The 15,315-nt window shown below is 65.0% G+C and carries 19 protein-coding genes and 1 pseudogene; 12 read left to right on the plus strand and 8 right to left on the minus strand.

Translation table 11 applies throughout. The features are described 5' to 3' along the window. Positions 1-18: 18 nt before the first annotated feature. On the minus strand, positions 19-174 hold the full coding sequence (locus tag ACOJCM_RS08920; RefSeq protein WP_445211706.1) for a hypothetical protein: 156 nt from the start codon (positions 172-174) through the stop codon (positions 19-21). 307 nt (positions 175-481) lie between these two features. Here ACOJCM_RS08920 and ACOJCM_RS08925 point away from each other — a divergent pair, with 307 nt between their 5' ends. Then, positions 482-1,030 carry an NADPH-dependent FMN reductase gene (locus ACOJCM_RS08925; protein WP_445211707.1) on the plus strand — a complete coding sequence of 183 codons (549 nt, stop codon included), beginning with the start codon at positions 482-484 and terminating at the stop codon, positions 1,028-1,030. A gap of 50 nt (positions 1,031-1,080) precedes the next feature. Here the strand turns inward: ACOJCM_RS08925 and nfo are convergent, their stop codons facing one another. After that, positions 1,081-1,929: a deoxyribonuclease IV gene (gene nfo / locus ACOJCM_RS08930; protein WP_445211708.1), complete on the minus strand. Its 849-nt coding sequence runs from the start codon at positions 1,927-1,929 to the stop codon at positions 1,081-1,083. Positions 1,930-2,034: 105 nt separating this feature from the next. On the opposite strand from nfo, the gene ACOJCM_RS08935 reads away from it, so the two are divergent. From ACOJCM_RS08935 to pdxR, 3 genes and pseudogenes are all read left to right on the plus strand, one after another. Further along, positions 2,035-2,658, plus strand: a complete 624-nt coding sequence (locus ACOJCM_RS08935; RefSeq protein WP_445211709.1) for a LolA family protein — start codon at positions 2,035-2,037, stop codon at positions 2,656-2,658. Between the two features lie 21 nt (positions 2,659-2,679). Continuing rightward, positions 2,680-4,260, plus strand: a complete 1,581-nt coding sequence (locus ACOJCM_RS08940) for a diguanylate cyclase (RefSeq protein ID WP_445211710.1) — start codon at positions 2,680-2,682, stop codon at positions 4,258-4,260. A gap of 4 nt (positions 4,261-4,264) precedes the next feature. Beyond that, positions 4,265-5,778, plus strand: a pseudogene (pdxR, locus tag ACOJCM_RS08945) (MocR-like pyridoxine biosynthesis transcription factor PdxR). On the opposite strand, the gene ACOJCM_RS08950 reads toward pdxR, so the two are convergent. From ACOJCM_RS08950 to ACOJCM_RS08960, 3 genes are read right to left on the minus strand one after another with little or no spacing between them, the layout of a single operon-like run. After that, positions 5,775-6,512 (minus strand): GNAT family N-acetyltransferase, encoded by a 738-nt coding sequence (locus ACOJCM_RS08950; protein ID WP_445211711.1) that lies wholly within the window; start codon positions 6,510-6,512, stop codon positions 5,775-5,777. The pseudogene pdxR and the gene ACOJCM_RS08950 overlap by 4 nt on opposite strands. Next, positions 6,509-7,120: an FMN-binding negative transcriptional regulator gene (locus ACOJCM_RS08955; protein ID WP_445211712.1), complete on the minus strand. Its 612-nt coding sequence runs from the start codon at positions 7,118-7,120 to the stop codon at positions 6,509-6,511. The genes ACOJCM_RS08950 and ACOJCM_RS08955 overlap by 4 nt, the downstream gene beginning before the upstream one ends. An 11-nt stretch (positions 7,121-7,131) precedes the next feature. Then, the gene (locus tag ACOJCM_RS08960; RefSeq protein WP_445211713.1) at positions 7,132-7,596 is read right to left on the minus strand and encodes a GNAT family N-acetyltransferase; all 465 of its coding nucleotides are present in this window, start codon (positions 7,594-7,596) and stop codon (positions 7,132-7,134) included. Between the two features lie 165 nt (positions 7,597-7,761). On the opposite strand from ACOJCM_RS08960, the gene ACOJCM_RS08965 reads away from it, so the two are divergent. Together ACOJCM_RS08965 and ogt are read left to right on the plus strand one after the other, a co-directional pair. Then, complete coding sequence (locus ACOJCM_RS08965) at positions 7,762-8,727, plus strand: DNA-3-methyladenine glycosylase family protein (RefSeq protein ID WP_445211714.1); 966 nt, start codon at positions 7,762-7,764, stop codon at positions 8,725-8,727. Beyond that, positions 8,711-9,238: a methylated-DNA--[protein]-cysteine S-methyltransferase gene (gene ogt, locus ACOJCM_RS08970; protein WP_445211715.1), complete on the plus strand. Its 528-nt coding sequence runs from the start codon at positions 8,711-8,713 to the stop codon at positions 9,236-9,238. Before ACOJCM_RS08965 ends, ogt begins: the two co-directional genes overlap by 17 nt. Positions 9,239-9,253: 15 nt before the next feature. On the opposite strand, the gene ACOJCM_RS08975 is transcribed toward ogt, so the two are convergent. Then, the gene (locus ACOJCM_RS08975) at positions 9,254-9,745 is read right to left on the minus strand and encodes a MarR family winged helix-turn-helix transcriptional regulator (protein WP_445211716.1); all 492 of its coding nucleotides are present in this window, start codon (positions 9,743-9,745) and stop codon (positions 9,254-9,256) included. 83 nt (positions 9,746-9,828) lie between these two features. On the opposite strand from ACOJCM_RS08975, the gene ACOJCM_RS08980 reads away from it, so the two are divergent. Genes ACOJCM_RS08980 through ACOJCM_RS08990 form a run of 3 tightly spaced genes read left to right on the plus strand, consistent with a single transcriptional unit; the run spans position 9,829 to position 11,410 of the window. After that, positions 9,829-10,752 (plus strand): EamA/RhaT family transporter, encoded by a 924-nt coding sequence (locus ACOJCM_RS08980; RefSeq protein WP_445211717.1) that lies wholly within the window; start codon positions 9,829-9,831, stop codon positions 10,750-10,752. A gap of 17 nt (positions 10,753-10,769) precedes the next feature. Beyond that, positions 10,770-11,045, plus strand: coding sequence for a nitroreductase family protein (locus ACOJCM_RS08985; RefSeq protein ID WP_445211718.1), 276 nt, complete (start codon positions 10,770-10,772; stop codon positions 11,043-11,045). Next, positions 10,982-11,410 carry a nitroreductase family protein gene (locus tag ACOJCM_RS08990; RefSeq protein WP_445211719.1) on the plus strand — a complete coding sequence of 143 codons (429 nt, stop codon included), beginning with the start codon at positions 10,982-10,984 and terminating at the stop codon, positions 11,408-11,410. Before ACOJCM_RS08985 ends, ACOJCM_RS08990 begins: the two co-directional genes overlap by 64 nt. 31 nt (positions 11,411-11,441) lie before the next feature. On the opposite strand, the gene ACOJCM_RS08995 is transcribed toward ACOJCM_RS08990, so the two are convergent. Continuing rightward, complete coding sequence (locus ACOJCM_RS08995; protein ID WP_445211720.1) at positions 11,442-11,753, minus strand: cupin; 312 nt, start codon at positions 11,751-11,753, stop codon at positions 11,442-11,444. Between the two features lie 221 nt (positions 11,754-11,974). Here ACOJCM_RS08995 and ACOJCM_RS09000 point away from each other — a divergent pair, with 221 nt between their 5' ends. From ACOJCM_RS09000 to ACOJCM_RS09010, 3 genes are read left to right on the plus strand one after another with little or no spacing between them, the layout of a single operon-like run. Further along, complete coding sequence (locus ACOJCM_RS09000; protein WP_445211721.1) at positions 11,975-12,334, plus strand: YciI family protein; 360 nt, start codon at positions 11,975-11,977, stop codon at positions 12,332-12,334. Positions 12,335-12,343: 9 nt separating this feature from the next. Next, a complete protein-coding gene (locus ACOJCM_RS09005; protein WP_445211722.1) occupies positions 12,344-13,591 on the plus strand; it encodes an RNA polymerase sigma factor in 1,248 nt (415 codons plus the stop codon). Positions 13,592-13,638: 47 nt separating this feature from the next. Continuing rightward, positions 13,639-14,001: a DUF1428 domain-containing protein gene (locus ACOJCM_RS09010; protein ID WP_445211723.1), complete on the plus strand. Its 363-nt coding sequence runs from the start codon at positions 13,639-13,641 to the stop codon at positions 13,999-14,001. A 32-nt stretch (positions 14,002-14,033) separates the two neighbouring features. On the opposite strand, the gene ACOJCM_RS09015 is transcribed toward ACOJCM_RS09010, so the two are convergent. Then, positions 14,034-15,311, minus strand: a complete 1,278-nt coding sequence (locus tag ACOJCM_RS09015) for an MgtC/SapB family protein (RefSeq protein WP_445211724.1) — start codon at positions 15,309-15,311, stop codon at positions 14,034-14,036. Positions 15,312-15,315: the final 4 nt, after the last annotated feature.

The raw sequence follows: 15,315 nt of genomic DNA on the forward strand, positions 1-15,315 counted from the left end.
ATCTGCATGCGTTGGTGGTTAGCGCCGCCTGCGATTCCGGTAAGGTTCGCGCTCATGATCCTCGATACGCACTTCCTTGCGAACGGGGTGCCTCTGCTTCTCGCTCCGGGCGTAGGCCACAGCCAACAGCGCCACTGCGGCCACGCTCACGGTCAGCAATTCGATGATACCCATGCGCATGTCCTCCTGCGGGTGGATGGGGCGACCCTCGGGACGTCACTGTCCCTACGAGAGGCGGCCGATGAAATGAGGGTGGCAGCTTTCTCGCTGGCCGACAAATGCTTTGACCCAATGGCAGCGATTAAGTTTTAACGCTTCGCTATAAGCTGGTGTCGTCTGTTTCGCCGACTCCTGGCCGGGTGGGTCTCGTTGCGATTGACAATAGCCGCAGCCTATCGAGGGCATCGAAACGCTTCCTTTTGACCTCAACTTAGCTTGAGGTCGTATTGTCACGGCATCGCATACCGAAGGAGGACAGACGATGCACGATACGCTCAAGGTGGCCGTGATCTATGGCAGCGTGAGGGAAGGACGGTTCTGCGATACCGTCGGGCAGTGGACCGTGAACCAGATTCGGCGTCGGGAGACGTTCGACGTAGTAGTAATCGACCCCGCCGCAGAAGCTGCCTCGGCGTTTGCCGAGCGCCTCGCCGAGGCGGATGCCTTCGTGGTGGTCACGCCCGAGTACAACCACTCTTATCCCGCTGCGCTCAAGACGCTGATCGATGGCTACAAGGCGCAGTGGCAGGCCAAGCCGGTGGCCTTCGTCTCCTACGGTGGCGCCTCGGGCGGGCTACGAGCGGTGGAGCATCTGCGCAATGTCTTTGCCGAGCTGCATGCGGTAGGCATTCGCGACGGGGTGATGTTCCCCAACGCCTGGGAGCAGTTCGACGAGCAGGGCCAGCCGCTGCAGGCCGCCCGATACGAGCGGGGGATGCGGACCCTGCTGGCGAGGCTCGCCTGGTGGGCCGAAACGCTGCGCCAGGGGCGTACCGCCCGGGACTATGCGCAAGCGGTTGCGCTGGATTGAGTGGCCGGAAGGAGAGGGGAGTGCAACCTCCCCTGCCTGTCGGCGTACATTCAATCGCCTGCCGCCTGGGCGCGCAGCCATGCGATCTCCTCGGCCCAGATCTCGGGTTCGATGGTCTCCAATATCAGGGGGATGTCGTCGATGCGCGGGTCGCGCATCAGGGTGGTGAAGGCATCGAGGCCGATATTGCCCTGGCCCAGGCTGTGGTGGCGGTCGACACGGCTGGCGTATTCGCTCTTGGCATCGTTGAGGTGCATGCCGCGCAAGTACTCGAAGCCGACCACCTTGCCGAACTCGTCGAGCGTGGCGGTGCAGGCCTCGGGAGTGCGCAGGTCGTAGCCGGCAGCGAAGGCGTGGCAAGTGTCGATGCACACGCCGACCCGCGACTTGTCGTCGACCTGCTCGATGATCTCGGCCAGATGCTCGAAGCGCCAACCCAGGTTAGTGCCTTGACCGGCGGTGTTCTCTATCACCGCCGTGACGCCACGCGTCTCGGCAAGGGCATGGTTGATCGAGTCGGCAATGCGAGTCAGGCATTCGCTTTCGCTGATCTTTCTGAGATGACTGCCCGGGTGGAAATTGAGCAGGCTGAGGTTGAGCTGTTCGCAGCGTTGCATCTCGTCGAGGAAGGCGGTGCGCGACTTCTCCAGCCCCGCCTTGTCCGGGTGGCCGAGATTGATCAGGTAACTGTCGTGGGGGAGGATCTGCCCTGGGCCGAAGCCGTGCTCCCGACAGGCGCTGCGAAAGGCTTCGATGGTAGCGTCGTCGAGGGGCTTGGCGCGCCACTGGCGCTGGTTCTTGGTGAACAGGGCGAAGGCGTCGGCGCCGATCTCGACGGCGCGGAGCACGGCCTGGTCGGGCCCGCCGGCGGCACTCACATGGGCACCGAGGTATTTCATCTGTCCTCTCCATGGTGGGAAATACCATTACGATAGCATGCACCACTCCTCGCCTGCCGCCGTGGCCCTGCTAGGCTCAGAGAGGGATGGGCGAGGAGACTCAGCATGCTGCCACTGCTACTGGTTGCCATGAGCGGTACCGTGGAGGAAGACCCGGTTGCCGCGTCGCTCGCGCGCGTCGATGCGCTGCGAAGTTATCGTCTCACCCTGCGCAGCCAGGGTGACGGGGGCGAGGAGGTCATTCGCTACAGTTACCGGGCCCCGGGTTACGTGCGCATGGACATGGCGTCTCCCTACCGCGGAGCGGTGCTGATCTACCGCCCCGATACCGGCAAGGTGCAGCTGTGGCCCTTTGGCTCGCCGGGCAGGCGGCCGGGGCTCTCCCTGCGCCCCACCAACCGCATGGTGCGTAGTTCGCGCGGGCATCGCGTGGACCAGTCGGACGTGGGTACGCTGCTACGCAACGTGCAGCAGTTGCAGCAACATGGCAGTGCGCGCCGCCTGGAGTCGACGGACCTCGACGGGCGTCCGGTGCAGCATGTGGTGGTGGAGGCCGAACCCGGTCGGGCGATGCATGAGGTGGCGCGCTACGATCTCTGGCTCGATGACGAGACACTCTTCCCGCTCAGAGTGATGAGCTACGACCGGCGAGGGGAGCGGCTCGAAAGCGTGCACCTGGAAGACGTGACCCTCGATCCTGATTTGCCTGCTGAGCATTTTTCGCCTTGAAGCTCGCGGTGAGGAGTGTTCATGGCACGCTTCCATTTCGACACTACCTGGCATATCGCAGCGCCGCTCGGTGACGTTTTCGACACCCTGACCGATTCGCTTCACTGGCCCGACTGGTGGCCCGGGCTGGTCGATGTCCAGCTGCTCGAGGCCGGTGACGACGGGGGCATTGGGCGCACCCAGCGTTTCATCTGGAAAAGCCGGTTGGGCTATTACCTGCGCTTCGACATTCGCATCACCCATGTTCAAAAGCCCTGCCTGATCGAAGGCTTGGCGAGCGGCGACGTGATCGGTACCGGCACATGGCTACTGCACGAGACTAACGCCGGCACTCGGGTTCGCTACCTGTGGCGGGTTTGCACGGTACGGCCCTGGCTGAACCTGTTATCGCAAGTGGCCCGCCCTTTGGTGTTATGGAACCATCGCGCCATGATGCAGGCAGGCGCCAGGGGGCTTTCGAAACATCTGCGGCACATACCGGAGCCAGCCGAACGAGCCGTGGAAAGCGCATCGTCCAAGCAGCGTTGGTCGTCCCGTAGCGCAAGAGGTATGCTGCATCCCATCTTGTCTCGAAGTCGCCGCAGAGATGTCATGAAGGGCTCGAACAACAGCAACGAACAGGAGCGCTCAACCGGAGAGGCGCGTGGCGGCGATTCTTCCGTTGACGACTGCCAACGGGTACGGCATGAACTCGAGAAGGCGCGCGAGGAGATTGTGCGTCTCAACCGCACCCTGCATCGCATTCAGCAGATTGCCCGGCTGGGCTACTGGCGCGCCAGTCTCAAGAGAAACGAACTCTACTGGTCCGATGTCATCTATGACATCTTCGGCGTCAGTCTCAGCACGTTCACTCCCAGCATTCGTGCCTTCAAGGCCATGGTACATCCCGACGACCTCGAAAGTGTCGAAGCCAGCATGTGGCGCGCCCAAGAAAGTGGCATCCACGACGTAGAGCATCGAATCGTGCGTCCCGATGGCGAGGTGCGCTGGGTACATGAGCTGGCCGATTACGTTCCCGAGGGGGACGAGCAGATCCTGATCGGCACGGTGCGCGACATCACTGAGCAGAAGCGCCTGGAGCTGCGCTTGAGACAGCTGTCGCGCACCGACGAACTCACGGGGCTGTTCAACCGTCGCTATTTCATGCAGCGTCTGGTTCAGGAGCTGGCCCGCTATCGCCGGCATGGCAGGACGGCCTCGGTGGTGCTGTTCGACTTCGACCACTTCAAGCGAATCAACGATACCCATGGCCACCCGGCCGGCGACCAGACCTTGGTGTGCGTGGGCAAGCTGCTGCGCGAGAGGCTGAGGACCAGCGACACTCCGGCACGCCTTGGCGGCGAGGAATTCGCTCTCCTGCTGCCGGACACTGAGCTCGAGGAGGCGACCCGGGTGGCGGAGAAGGTGCGCCAGCTGGTACAGGAGCAGGAATTCACCTTGGAGGCGGGGAGAGGCTTCGGCGTTTCCATCACCTGCGGCGTCTCCGCCTTCCGTGACACGGAAGAGACGGTGGAAGCCATTCTTCACCGCGCCGACCAGAATCTCTACCAAGGCAAGCGGGCGGGTCGCAATCGGGTCGTGGCGGATGAGCCGGCTCGCTGAGTTCATGCCGAAACGTGCCACGGCGCCCCTGGAGCGCGCCGACGGGCTCGTCGAGGCGTTGGGCCTGATGCTGGGCGAGCCGTCGCCCCAGCCCTTGACCTCGCGTCTCTATCACGCCCTGCGCGAGTGGATCCAGGCGGGGCATCTTGCCAGCGGCCAGCGGCTTCCTTCTACCCGTCAGCTGGCCCGCGAACTGGGTCTGGGCCGCAATACGCTGCTTGCCGTCTTCGACCAGCTGCTGGCTGAAGGCTTCCTGGTGACCCGCCATGGTTCAGGGACGTTCGTTGCCGACCTGCCGTTCCTGCCTGCGACAATGGCCGACGTGGCTACTCCGCTGCCGGCACAGGCTGGCGAGATGCGGCTCTCTTCGCGTGGCACGGCACTGCTTGGCTTCTGTCATGCCCGTCAGGATCGTTTTCCCGCCTTCGTTCCCGGTGTGCCCGCGCTGGATCGCTTCCCCCACGACCAATGGCAGAGGCGGTGCGCCGACATCTGCATCGCATGCCGATGGACTGGCTCGCCTACCAGGCTCAGGGCGGCGTGCCGGCATTGCGCCAGGCGTTGGCCGACTACCTCCAGCTTTCCCGCTCGGTGAGATGCCGCCCCGACCAGATCCTGATCGTGCAGGGAGCCCAGCAGGGCTTCGAGCTGATCGTGCGACTGCTTAGCGACAGCGGCGATGAGGTATGGCTCGAGGAGCCCGGCTACCACGGTGCCCAGGCCTGTTTCGCGGCAGCCGGGCTCCGCGTGACGCCGGTACCGGTAGACGACCAAGGCATGAACGTGGAGGCGCTTTCCGAGCCGGGACATCCGCGCCTGATCTACGTCACGCCTTCGCACCAGTACCCCAGCGGGACGACCATGAGCCTGGCGCGGCGGCTGTCGCTGCTCGACGCTGCCGAGCGGCACGGTGCCTGGATCGTGGAGGACGACTACGACAGCGAGTTTCGCTACGGCCAGCGACCCATCGCGGCCCTGCAGGGGCTGGTGGAGCACGCACGGGTCATCTATGTCGGCACCTTCAGCAAGGTGATGTATCCCGGCCTCCGCCTGGGCTACCTGGTGCTGCCGGAGCTGTTGGTCGAGCCGTTTCGCCAGGCCAATGCCCGGCTTCATCGCGAGGGGCAGTATGCCGTCCAGGCCGCGCTGGCCGACTTCATCGTGCGGGGGCATTTCTCGCGCCACATTCGGCGCATGCGCGACTGTTACCGCAGGCGCCAAGCCCTGCTGCGCAAGGCGCTGGCACCGGCGGTGGCGCGTGGCCTGCGGCTATCCGAAGGGCAGGCCGGCATGCATCTGGTGGCCTGGCTCGACGATCCCGGCCACGAGCGCAGCCTGGTCGAGCGGGCCCGACAGGAAGGCATCTCGCTGTCGCCGCTATCGAGCTATTATCTCGCCTCTCCGGGGCGCCCTGGCCTGGTGTTGGGTTACGCCGGCACCGTGGAGGCCGAGATCGAACGGGCCGGCGGGTGGCTGGCCCAGGCCTGGGGCGCCCTGGAGAAGAACCAACCGGCTTAGCGGCCCTTCTGCAGCGACGACAGCGAACGTCGTTGTCGGCCCTGGGCGTCGAAGTTCTCCGGTGCGAGCCAGCGTTCCAGGCGCGCCTCGATGGTTGGCCACTCGCTATCCAGCAGGGAGAACCAGGCGGTGTCGCGATTGCGGCCGTTCGCCACGCGGTGCTGCCGGAAGATACCTTCGAAGCGAAAACCCAGGCGCTCTGCGGCACGGCGCGAGGCGGCGTTGAACGCATCGCACTTCCACTCGTAGCGCCGGTAGCCCAGTTCGAAGGCGTGGCGCATCAGCAGCAGCATGGCCTCGGTGGCTGCCGGCGTACGTCTTAGCATCGGGGAGAAATGCAGGTGGCCGACTTCGATGCTGCCGTGTTCGGGCACGATATTGAGATAGCTGGCCAGGCCCAGGGCCCGACCGGAAGCCGGTTCGACGATAGCGAAGAACAGCGGGTCGTCACTTTCCGCCCTGGCCGCCAGCCAGGTACGGCACTGCCCGGCATCGGCGAATGGCATGCCGCCGACGTAGGTCCAGCGCGCCGCGGGGGCGTCGTGCGGGCCCTCGCCGGGCAACAGGAAAGCAGCATGCAGCGAATCGGCATGGCGCTCGATGGCAAGTGGTTCGAGGTGGGCCAGTCGGCCCGTCAGCGGGGTCCGGCCAGGCCGACGGGCCGGCCGCCAGGCGGGCAGGGTGAAGCCGACCGGTTGGCCGTATTCGTTGCGGTTCACATCGGTAGGCGTCATGTTCCGTTATCCTCGCCGGCCAGCCGTTGCATGTAGCGCCACAATTGGCGGGCCTGCGGGTCGCGGCTCTCGGACAAGGCCACCTCGACGCCCGCCTGGTCGGCCTGGGAGCGCTGGCGGCCGAGCTTGGCCTTGCCCTGTAGCGTCTCGATGCGAAGGCGAAAGCCGACCACGCCGGCCTGCATTTTCTCCAGGTAGGCGCGTTCGCGTGACAACGACTCGAGCAGGGCGGGCTCGTAGTGCGCCAGGCTGCGGTCGAGCAGAGCCTGCGTGGCGTCTGTCTCCAACAGTTCGAGGGTGCCCGTGGCGTGCACGGCCAGATAGTTCCAGGTGGGCACGGCGGGGCGAGTGGCGTACCAGGTCGGCGAGACATAGGCATGCGGGCCGCTGAAGATCGCCAACGCCCGGTTGCCGCCGAGTGTTCGCCAGTGCGGGTTGGCGCGGGCGAAGTGGCCATAGAGTGTGCCCAGCTCGCCTTCGCTGCGGTCGAGCAGGAGGGGTAGGTGAGTGGCCTGCAGGTCGGAACCGACCAGGGCGGCAAAGTCATACTGTTCGATCAGCTCCCAGGCCTGCTCGCGCTCCAGGCGCATCGCTTGAGGAATGTACATGGTGCCTCCTGTCAGCGCTGCCTCGTCGTCGCGTCGAACAGCAAGCCATAGTGATAAAAGGTGGTATCACGTTGCCAGCCGAGCGATTCGTAGAGCGCCTGGGCGGTGCGGTTATCTATTTCGGTGGCGAGCTTGAGGTGGCCGACGCCATGTGCTTCGGCCAGCTCCCGGGCGGCCGACATCAGGGCGCGCCCCACGCCGCCGCGGCGCGCCTCGGGCGCGACGAACAGGTCGTTGAGCAGCCACAGCGGCGCCAGGCGGACGGTGGAGAGTAGCGGGTAGAGCTGCACGAAGCCTTGTAGCTCTCCCTTCGGCCCTTCGTGTACCAGGAGGTAGGAGTCGCCCTGTTCCAGGCGTGCCTCGAGGAAGCGCCTGGCAGCCTGCACGTCCGGCGCCTGCCGGTAGAAGCGGCGATAGCCATCAAGCAGTTCGCTGAGCGGATCGAGATCGTTCGGGGTCGCGGGGCGTACGGTCATCGGTCTTCTCCTTGTCGTTTCCGTATTGATGGTCCTGCCAAGTGTGCGGGCTGACTGGCCCATTGCTAAGGGCCAGTACGACGAAGTTTCGGGGAGCCACTATGGCGTTGAGAAGCGGGCGCGAAAAACCCCGAACAGCGCTTCTGTTCCGGCTAGAATGGAGCCATGAACCACTCGCCCGAAACCCACTGCTGCGGAGACGTTCCCATGTTCGTGGTGACGCGGCACCTGTCGTACCGGCCACCCTATGACTGGCAGGCGATCCTGGCCTTCCTGGCCCGGCGGACGATACCCGGGCTCGAGCGCATCGACGGGGAGGGCTACCACCGGGTCTTCCGCACAGACGGTGCGGTCGGCAGCGTCAGCGTGAGGCATGTTCCGGCTGACAACGCCTTGGAGGCTTCGATCCGGCTGTCCGAACTTGCGGCCTTGCCGGACGTTATTGCCCGGCTGCGGCAGCTCTTCGACCTACAGGCCGACTCCGAGGCGATACGCCGGGGGCTCGTTCGCGACCCGGCACTGGCGCCATTGATAGAGCAGCGGCCGGGGTTGCGCGTTCCGGGAGGGTGGGATCCTTTCGAGATCGCCGTGCGGGCCATTCTCGGCCAGCAGGTCAGCGTCGATGCCGCCACGCGGCTGGCCGGTCGACTCGTCGAACGCCTGGGCGAACCCTTGGCGAATCGAGATGAAACCGGCCTAGTGCGGCTATTTCCTCTCCCCGAGCGCTTTTCCTTCGATGACATCAAGGCGCTCGGCATGCCCACCGCGCGGGCCGCTGCCCTGGTGGCGCTGGCGGCTGCCTACCGTGAGCGACCACGGCTCTTTGCTCGCCACCGGAACCTCGACGAGACCGTGATTCAGCTGTGTGAACTGCCCGGCATCGGTGAATGGACGGCGCACTACATCGCCATGCGTGGGCTGCAGGAGCACGATGCCTTCCTGCCCACCGACGTGGCGCTGCAACGGGCATTGACAGAGCAGGGCCGGCGCCCCACGCCGCGTGAACTGCTTGCGCGCGCCGAGGCCTGGCGGCCGTGGCGCGCCTACGCCGTGATGCACCTATGGCATGCCGATGCGGCTACCACGTCAGCGAATCCGCAACAGGAGCAGCGCGATGCGACTCTGGCTTGAGCGACTGCCCTCCCCGGTGGGCGAGCTGCGCCTGGTCGGTGATGATCAGGGAGCGCTGCGGGCCCTGGAGTTCGAGGGTCACGATGAGCGGTTGCATCGCCTGCTGGCACGCCATTATCGCCACTACGCGCTCATCGAGGGTGTCGCACCGGCGTCGATCCGTCAGGCGCTGGAGGCCTACTTTGCCGGGGATCCTTCCTATCTCGGTGACGTGCCGGTGGCCACCGGCGGTAGCGAGTTTCAGCGCCGGGTGTGGCAAGCACTGCGCCAGATTCCGGCAGGCACCACGATCAGCTATGGCGAGCTGGCCGCGAAGATCGGTCGCCCCGGCGCCAGCCGCGCCGTGGGCCTGGCCAACGGGGCCAACCCGGTAGCCATCGTCGTGCCGTGTCATCGGGTCATCGGCGCCAATGGCACCCTCACCGGCTATGGCGGTGGACTGCCGCGCAAGCGCTGGCTGGTAGAGCATGAGCGGCGCCAGCGACAGGGAGATCTGTTCTTCCAGGCGTAGCGAACGTAGGCCAGTTCAGGCCTGATCGGCGAGCCCATCCAGCAGCTTGCTCAAGAGTTCTCCCAAGGCCTGCTGCTCCTCACGGCTGAGAGCGGCGAGCATTCTGGCCTCGTTCTCCACATGAAGAGGCACGACGCGGTTCATCAGGGCCAGACCTTTCTCTGTCAGCGAGACCAGCGTGCCGCGCCGATCTTCGGGATTCGGCGAGCGCACGATCAGACCTGCCCGCTCCAGGCGATCCAGCCGACTGGTCATGCCCCCCGACGAGACCATCAGCGTCTCGAAAAGCTGGGTCGGTCCCAGACGATAGGGGGCTCCCGAGCGGCGCAGCGTGGCCAGCACGTCGAACTCTCCCAATTGCAGACCGTGCTCCTTGAAGAAGGACTGCAGTCGCTCCTGAGCGAGCACGTGAGTCGTCTTCATATAACCGACCACTTCCATTGGCAGCAGGTCGAGCTCAGGCATTTCGCGTTGCCATTGGGCAATGGCTTGCTTGACACGGTTCATAGGCGTGTTTATCTTTCCATAAAGATACTTTCTGACAAAATACTTTCTGGCAAGATTCTTTTGCCAGCAGAGAGGAGGCGATCATGACCAACTCGAAGACGCCACGCAACCACGCCGGTTGGTACGCCCTGGGCTGCCTGCTGCTGGTCGGCAGCCTGCTGGCCCTGTCACTGGCCTTGGCCAAGCTGGCTGACGGCGCCGGCGCTCCGCGCCTGGGTTTCCTGATGGTGGCGGTGAGCGGTGCCGGCCTGCTGTTGCTGGCACTGGCCGGCCTGCAGCGACAACCGATGCGACTCGACCGCCGCATCGTCGAATATGCGCTGGTCTCTGGCGCGCTGTTCGCCCTACCCAATGCGCTGGGCTTCCTGGCGGTGCGTCATGTGGGGGCCGGCTTTGTCTCGCTCAGCTTCGCCTTCCCGATCCTCGTAACCTGGGTGCTGGCCGTTGGGATCGGCATGGAGCGTGTCAATGCGTTGCGCCTGCTGGGCGTATTGCTGGGTCTGGCCGGTGGGGTGCTGCTGGCCTGGGCCAAGGCGGGTGGCATGCAGGGTGCTCAGGGCTGGATCGCATTGGTGCTGGCGATTCCATTGATCATTGCGCTGGGCAACGTCTATCGCACCCTGCGCTGGCCGCAAGAGGCCGGGCCGGTCTACCTCGCCGCGCTGATGCTGCTGGGCGGTGCGCTGTCGCTTGCGCCCTTCGTGCTCGCGTTCGAGATGCGGCAGGCCTCGCAGTTGCTTGGCCCGGAAGTGTTCCGGCTACTGCTGGCCGAGGCTGTGGTCTTCACCGTGCTCTACGTCTTCTACTTCGTGTTGCAGAAGATCGCCGGGCCCGTCTATCTCAGCCAGATCGGCATGGTGGCGGCCCTGGTCGGCACGTTGATTGCGGTCTCGCTGCTGGGTGAAGCCGTACCGCCCTACCTGGGCCTGGCGGGGGTGTTGGTGGGCCTCGGCGCGGTCCTTTTCCATCGCGGTGCCACGATCTCGCCTACCACGGCGAAACCCTGACTGAAGAGTGACGAGCCATGACTCTGATGGAAGCCCTGCGCTGGCGCTATGCCGCCAAGCGCATGAACGGAGAGAAAGTGCCCCACGACACGCTGAGTGGGATTCTCGAGGCCGCGCGCCTGGCACCGTCGTCCTACGGCCTGCAACCCTATAGCGTGTTGGTAGTGGAAGACGCTGCGCTGCGTGAGCGGATTCGACGAGCCGCCTGCGATCAGCCACAGGTCAGCGAATGCTCGCATCTACTAATTTCGCCGCTTGGGATGAGGTGGATGGACGCCATGTCGACGATTTGATCGAACTGACGGCCACCACCCGCCATCTCGACCCAGCCGAGCTGGAAGGATATCGGCAGTCGCTCCACGCTGCCGTTGCCGGGCTCGCCACGCCGGAGATGCGCCATCAATGGGCGGCTCGACAGGCCTATATCGCCTTGGGTATGGCGTTGGCCGCTGCCGCCGCAGAGCGGATCGATGCCTCGCCCATGGAAGGGTTCGATCCCTCTGCGCTGGATGTCCTGCTGGGTCTCGAGAAGCAGGGGCTACGTAGCGTAGTGCTGCTGGCGCTTGGCTATCGCGATAGCGAGCAGGACCGACTGGCTGGGGTGGCCAAGGTGCGCTGGCCCAGGGCGCGGTTCGTGATGGAGTGGGATGGGGCCTGACGGCCCCGGTGAGCGGGTAGCCGCGTTTGTACTAGACGCTGCCTTCCTTCTCGATCACCAGAACACGGGCCTCGCCGATGGGGCAGGCGACATGTTCGGTGCCTACCGAGGCGTAGAAGATGTCGCCCACTTCCAATAACTGCGCCTGTTCGACACCTTCGCTGCGGTAGCGCATCTCGACGCGGCCATCGAGCACCACGAAAACTTCCTCGCCGTCGTTGACGTGCCAGCGGTAGGGCTGGTCGGTCCAGTGCAGACGGGTGGTGATGCCGTTCATATTGGCGATGTCCTTGGCGCCCCAGGCGCGTTCGGCGGTGAAATCCCGGCTGCGGGTGATTTCCATTTCAATGGTCCTCTGCGTTGAGTCTCGCCATGGGGCGAACCTGACGATCATTCGATTAGACCCGTTCTTCTGCAAGCCACACAGGAAGCGGGCCGAAACGCAACAATAGCGATAATTCTTAACTCTCGGCTATCTTCCCTGTCAGGCCTGTCGATTCATCGCGCGCCCGTTCGATCACTCATCAGGCAGCCATGAGGCTGTGCTTATCAGGAGGAAAGATCATGCAATACATGCTGATGTGCTGTATCGACGAGGCGCTGTGGGAGGGACTGCCCGATGCCGAACGTGATGCGGTGATGAACGACTACAACGCCCTGATCCAGGAGATGGTCACCAGCGGGCACTACCGTGGTGGCGCCCGCCTGCAGTCGGTCGCGGCCGCCACCACCCTGCGCGAGCAGAACGGCAGGACGGTGATGCTGGACGGCCCCTTCGCCGAAAGCCGCGAGCAACTGGGCGGGTTTCACGTCGTGGAGTGCCGCGATCTGGACGAAGCCTTGGCATTCGCTCGGCGCATCCCGCCGCTGCGTGTCGGTGGCTCGGTCGAGGTGCGGCCGGTGGACCCTGCCTACCGCCTGTGAGGGAGTGCCGTGTCGCTGGATAACCTCTATCGCCGTGAGTATGGCCGCGTGCTGGCCAGCCTGATCCGCCGCTTCGGGCATTTCGAGCTGGCCGAAGATGCCGTGCAGGCGGCCTTCGAGGCGGCGATGGTGCAGTGGCCGGCGCAGGGCTGGCCACCGAATCCGACCTCGTGGCTGATCGCCACCGCACGCCACAAGGTGGTCGATCAGCTGCGCCACCAGCAGATGCGCGAGCGCAAGAACGATGAGCTGCGCCAGCATCTTGAACTGTCGCTGGCGAGCGACCTCGAGGCCGAACCGCTGGACAGCTTGCGCCTGATCTTCGCCTGCTGCCATCCGGCCCTGGCGCGCCCCGCCCAGGTGGCGTTGACGCTGCATACCCTGGGCGGGCTGCGCACCGAGGAGATTGCACGTGCCTTCATGGTGCCGGTGCCGACCCTGGCCCAGCGGCTGGTGCGCGCCAAGGCCAAGATCCGCGATGCCGGCATTCCCTTCGAGGTACCGGACGACTCGGCCCTGAGCGAGCGCCTGGAGCCGGTGCTGGCGGTCATCTACCTGATTTTCAACGAAGGTTATGCGGCCAGCTTCGGCGATGACTGGGTGCGTACCGAACTTTGCGACGAGGCGATCCGTCTGGGGCGAATGCTGGTGAGATTGCTGCCGGCCGAGCCTGAGGCTCGCGGCTTGTTGGCCTTGATGCTGCTACACCACGCCCGGCGCGAAGCGCGGACCGACGAGGCGGGCGACATCGTGCTGCTGGAGGATCAGGACCGCACGCGCTGGCGCGCCGATGAGATCGAGGAGGGAGGCGCTCATGTCCCGATAGCGCTGCGTGGCGGCGCGCTTGGCAGCTATGCGGTGCAGGCTGCCATCGCGGCGCTGCACGCCCAGGCGCAAACGCCGCAGGAAACCGACTGGCGGCGCATCGCCGCCCTCTACAGCCTGCTGTATGCCATCCAGCCCACGGACGTGGTGGCGCTGAACCGCGCCGTCGCCATCGCCATGGCCGATGGGCTGGAGGTGGGGCTGGAGCTGCTCGAGAAGATTCATTTGCCCGGCTATCACCTGCTGCCGGCGACGCGCGCCGACCTGCTGCGTCGGTTGGGCTGTCACGCAGAGGCCGCCGAGCATTACCGCGAGGCGCTTACGCTGGTGACCCACGCCGCCGAACGCCGCTTCCTCGAACGTCGCCTGACGGAGGTAGCGTTGCGAACGTCGGCTGTCGAATCCCTGCCTGCCGGTTCGATAGAACCATGAGCCCCCCTTTCGGGGTGACTCAGCTACCCGATACAGGAGGCATTACCATGAGTTACGTCGATGGTTTCGTACTGCCGGTGCCCGAGGGGAATCTCGAGGCGTATCTGGACATGGCCCGACGGGCCGGGGAGATCTGGCGGGATCATGGCGCGCTGGAGTATGTCGAATGCGTGGCCGATGACGTCCAGCCGGGAGAGCACACCTCCTTTCCCCAGAGCGTCAAGCTGGCGCCGGGAGAGACGGTGATCTTCTCCTGGATTCGCTATGCCTCGCGCGAGGAGCGCGATCGCATCAACGCCAGGGTGATGGAGGATCCACGCATGGCGGACATGATGGACCCGGCCAATCATCCCTTCGACGGAAAGCGCATGTTCTGGGGCGGCTTTCGCGAGGCACTGAGGCTTGCTTGAGGCGCTAGGCTCTGTCTGGAAAGTCGGCGAGCCTAGGAAAGCCAGGCCGCAAGCAATCCGACCGTGGCCGAGGCCAGCATCGGGCCGACGATGTGGCGGGTCAGGCGGCCGGTTCCCTTCGTCAGGGTCAATACCACCTTGAAGAGGTTGTTCACCGAGGCCGCCAGCACGATCCCCATCATGGCGGTATCAAGGTCGAGGGTGGTCTTCGCCATGCGGCTCAGCGACAGGGCAACGGCATGCACGTCGGCGATGCCGGAGACGCCTGCCAGCAGGTAGACACCGGCATTGCCGAGCCATGCCCGCAGCCACTCGCCCATCAGCATGACGACCACCAGCAGGCCGCCGAGCAACAGTGCGGCGCGCAACTCCAGCGGGTTCTGGGTCATCGGCCGGTCGGCAGCGAGGCCTTGGCGATGCCGGTGCCATAGCCACAGCGCCGGGAGGTAGAGCGTCACCCCCATGGCCGCGACCGGGACCAGCAACCGAGGCAGCAGGGCAGGGCCGAGCAGGGCTGCATAGAGCAATAGTCGCGGCAGCATGGTGCCGCAGGCCAACAGTATTCCGGCGGCGAGCATCGGAGCGAACTGCGGTTCGCGCCGCGCCTGGTGAGCGTATTGCAGGGTCAGGGCGGTGGAGGAGGTCAGGCCGGCGAACAGGCCGGTGAACAGGATGCCTTTCTCGGTGCCGCCAATGCGCACGGCAAAATAACCGATGAAGGAGATCGAGGCGATCAGCACCACCAACCACCAGATCTCACGGGGGTTGAGTACGCCGCCGGGCCCCATGTCTTCGTTAGGGAGCAGCGGCAGCACCACCACGCTGATCAGCAGCAACTTAAGACCGGCATCGAGCTCGTTGGCTTCCAGCTTGTGGAGCAGGCCGTGTATCTCGCGCTTGTTGTCGAGGATCAATGCCGTGATTACGGCACAGGTGGTCGCCAGTCCAATGTCCACCGCCACTGCCAAGGCGCCGAAGCACAAGGTTAGAAGCAGCCCGATCAGCCCGGTAATGCTGTAGTCCTGGCTTTGTTCCATGCGCGCCCGATAGGCCACCAATGCGATGATGGCCACCGCCAGAAATATCAGCGGGAAGGCCCAGCGCGTCAGACTCTCCCCCAGCAGGGCTGCAATGCCGCCAAGCAACCCCACCAAGGCATGGGTGCGTACGCCTGCGACCCGTTCCCCCCATTCTCGCCCGCGTGCAGCCCAGCCGCGCTCGATGCCGATCAGCGCACCCAGCAGCAGTGCCACGCCGAGTTCGATGAAAAACCTGTTAGTGAAAAGAAACTCACGGGTCGCCTCTTCCATTGCG

The organism is Billgrantia hypersalina, assembly GCF_052584175.1.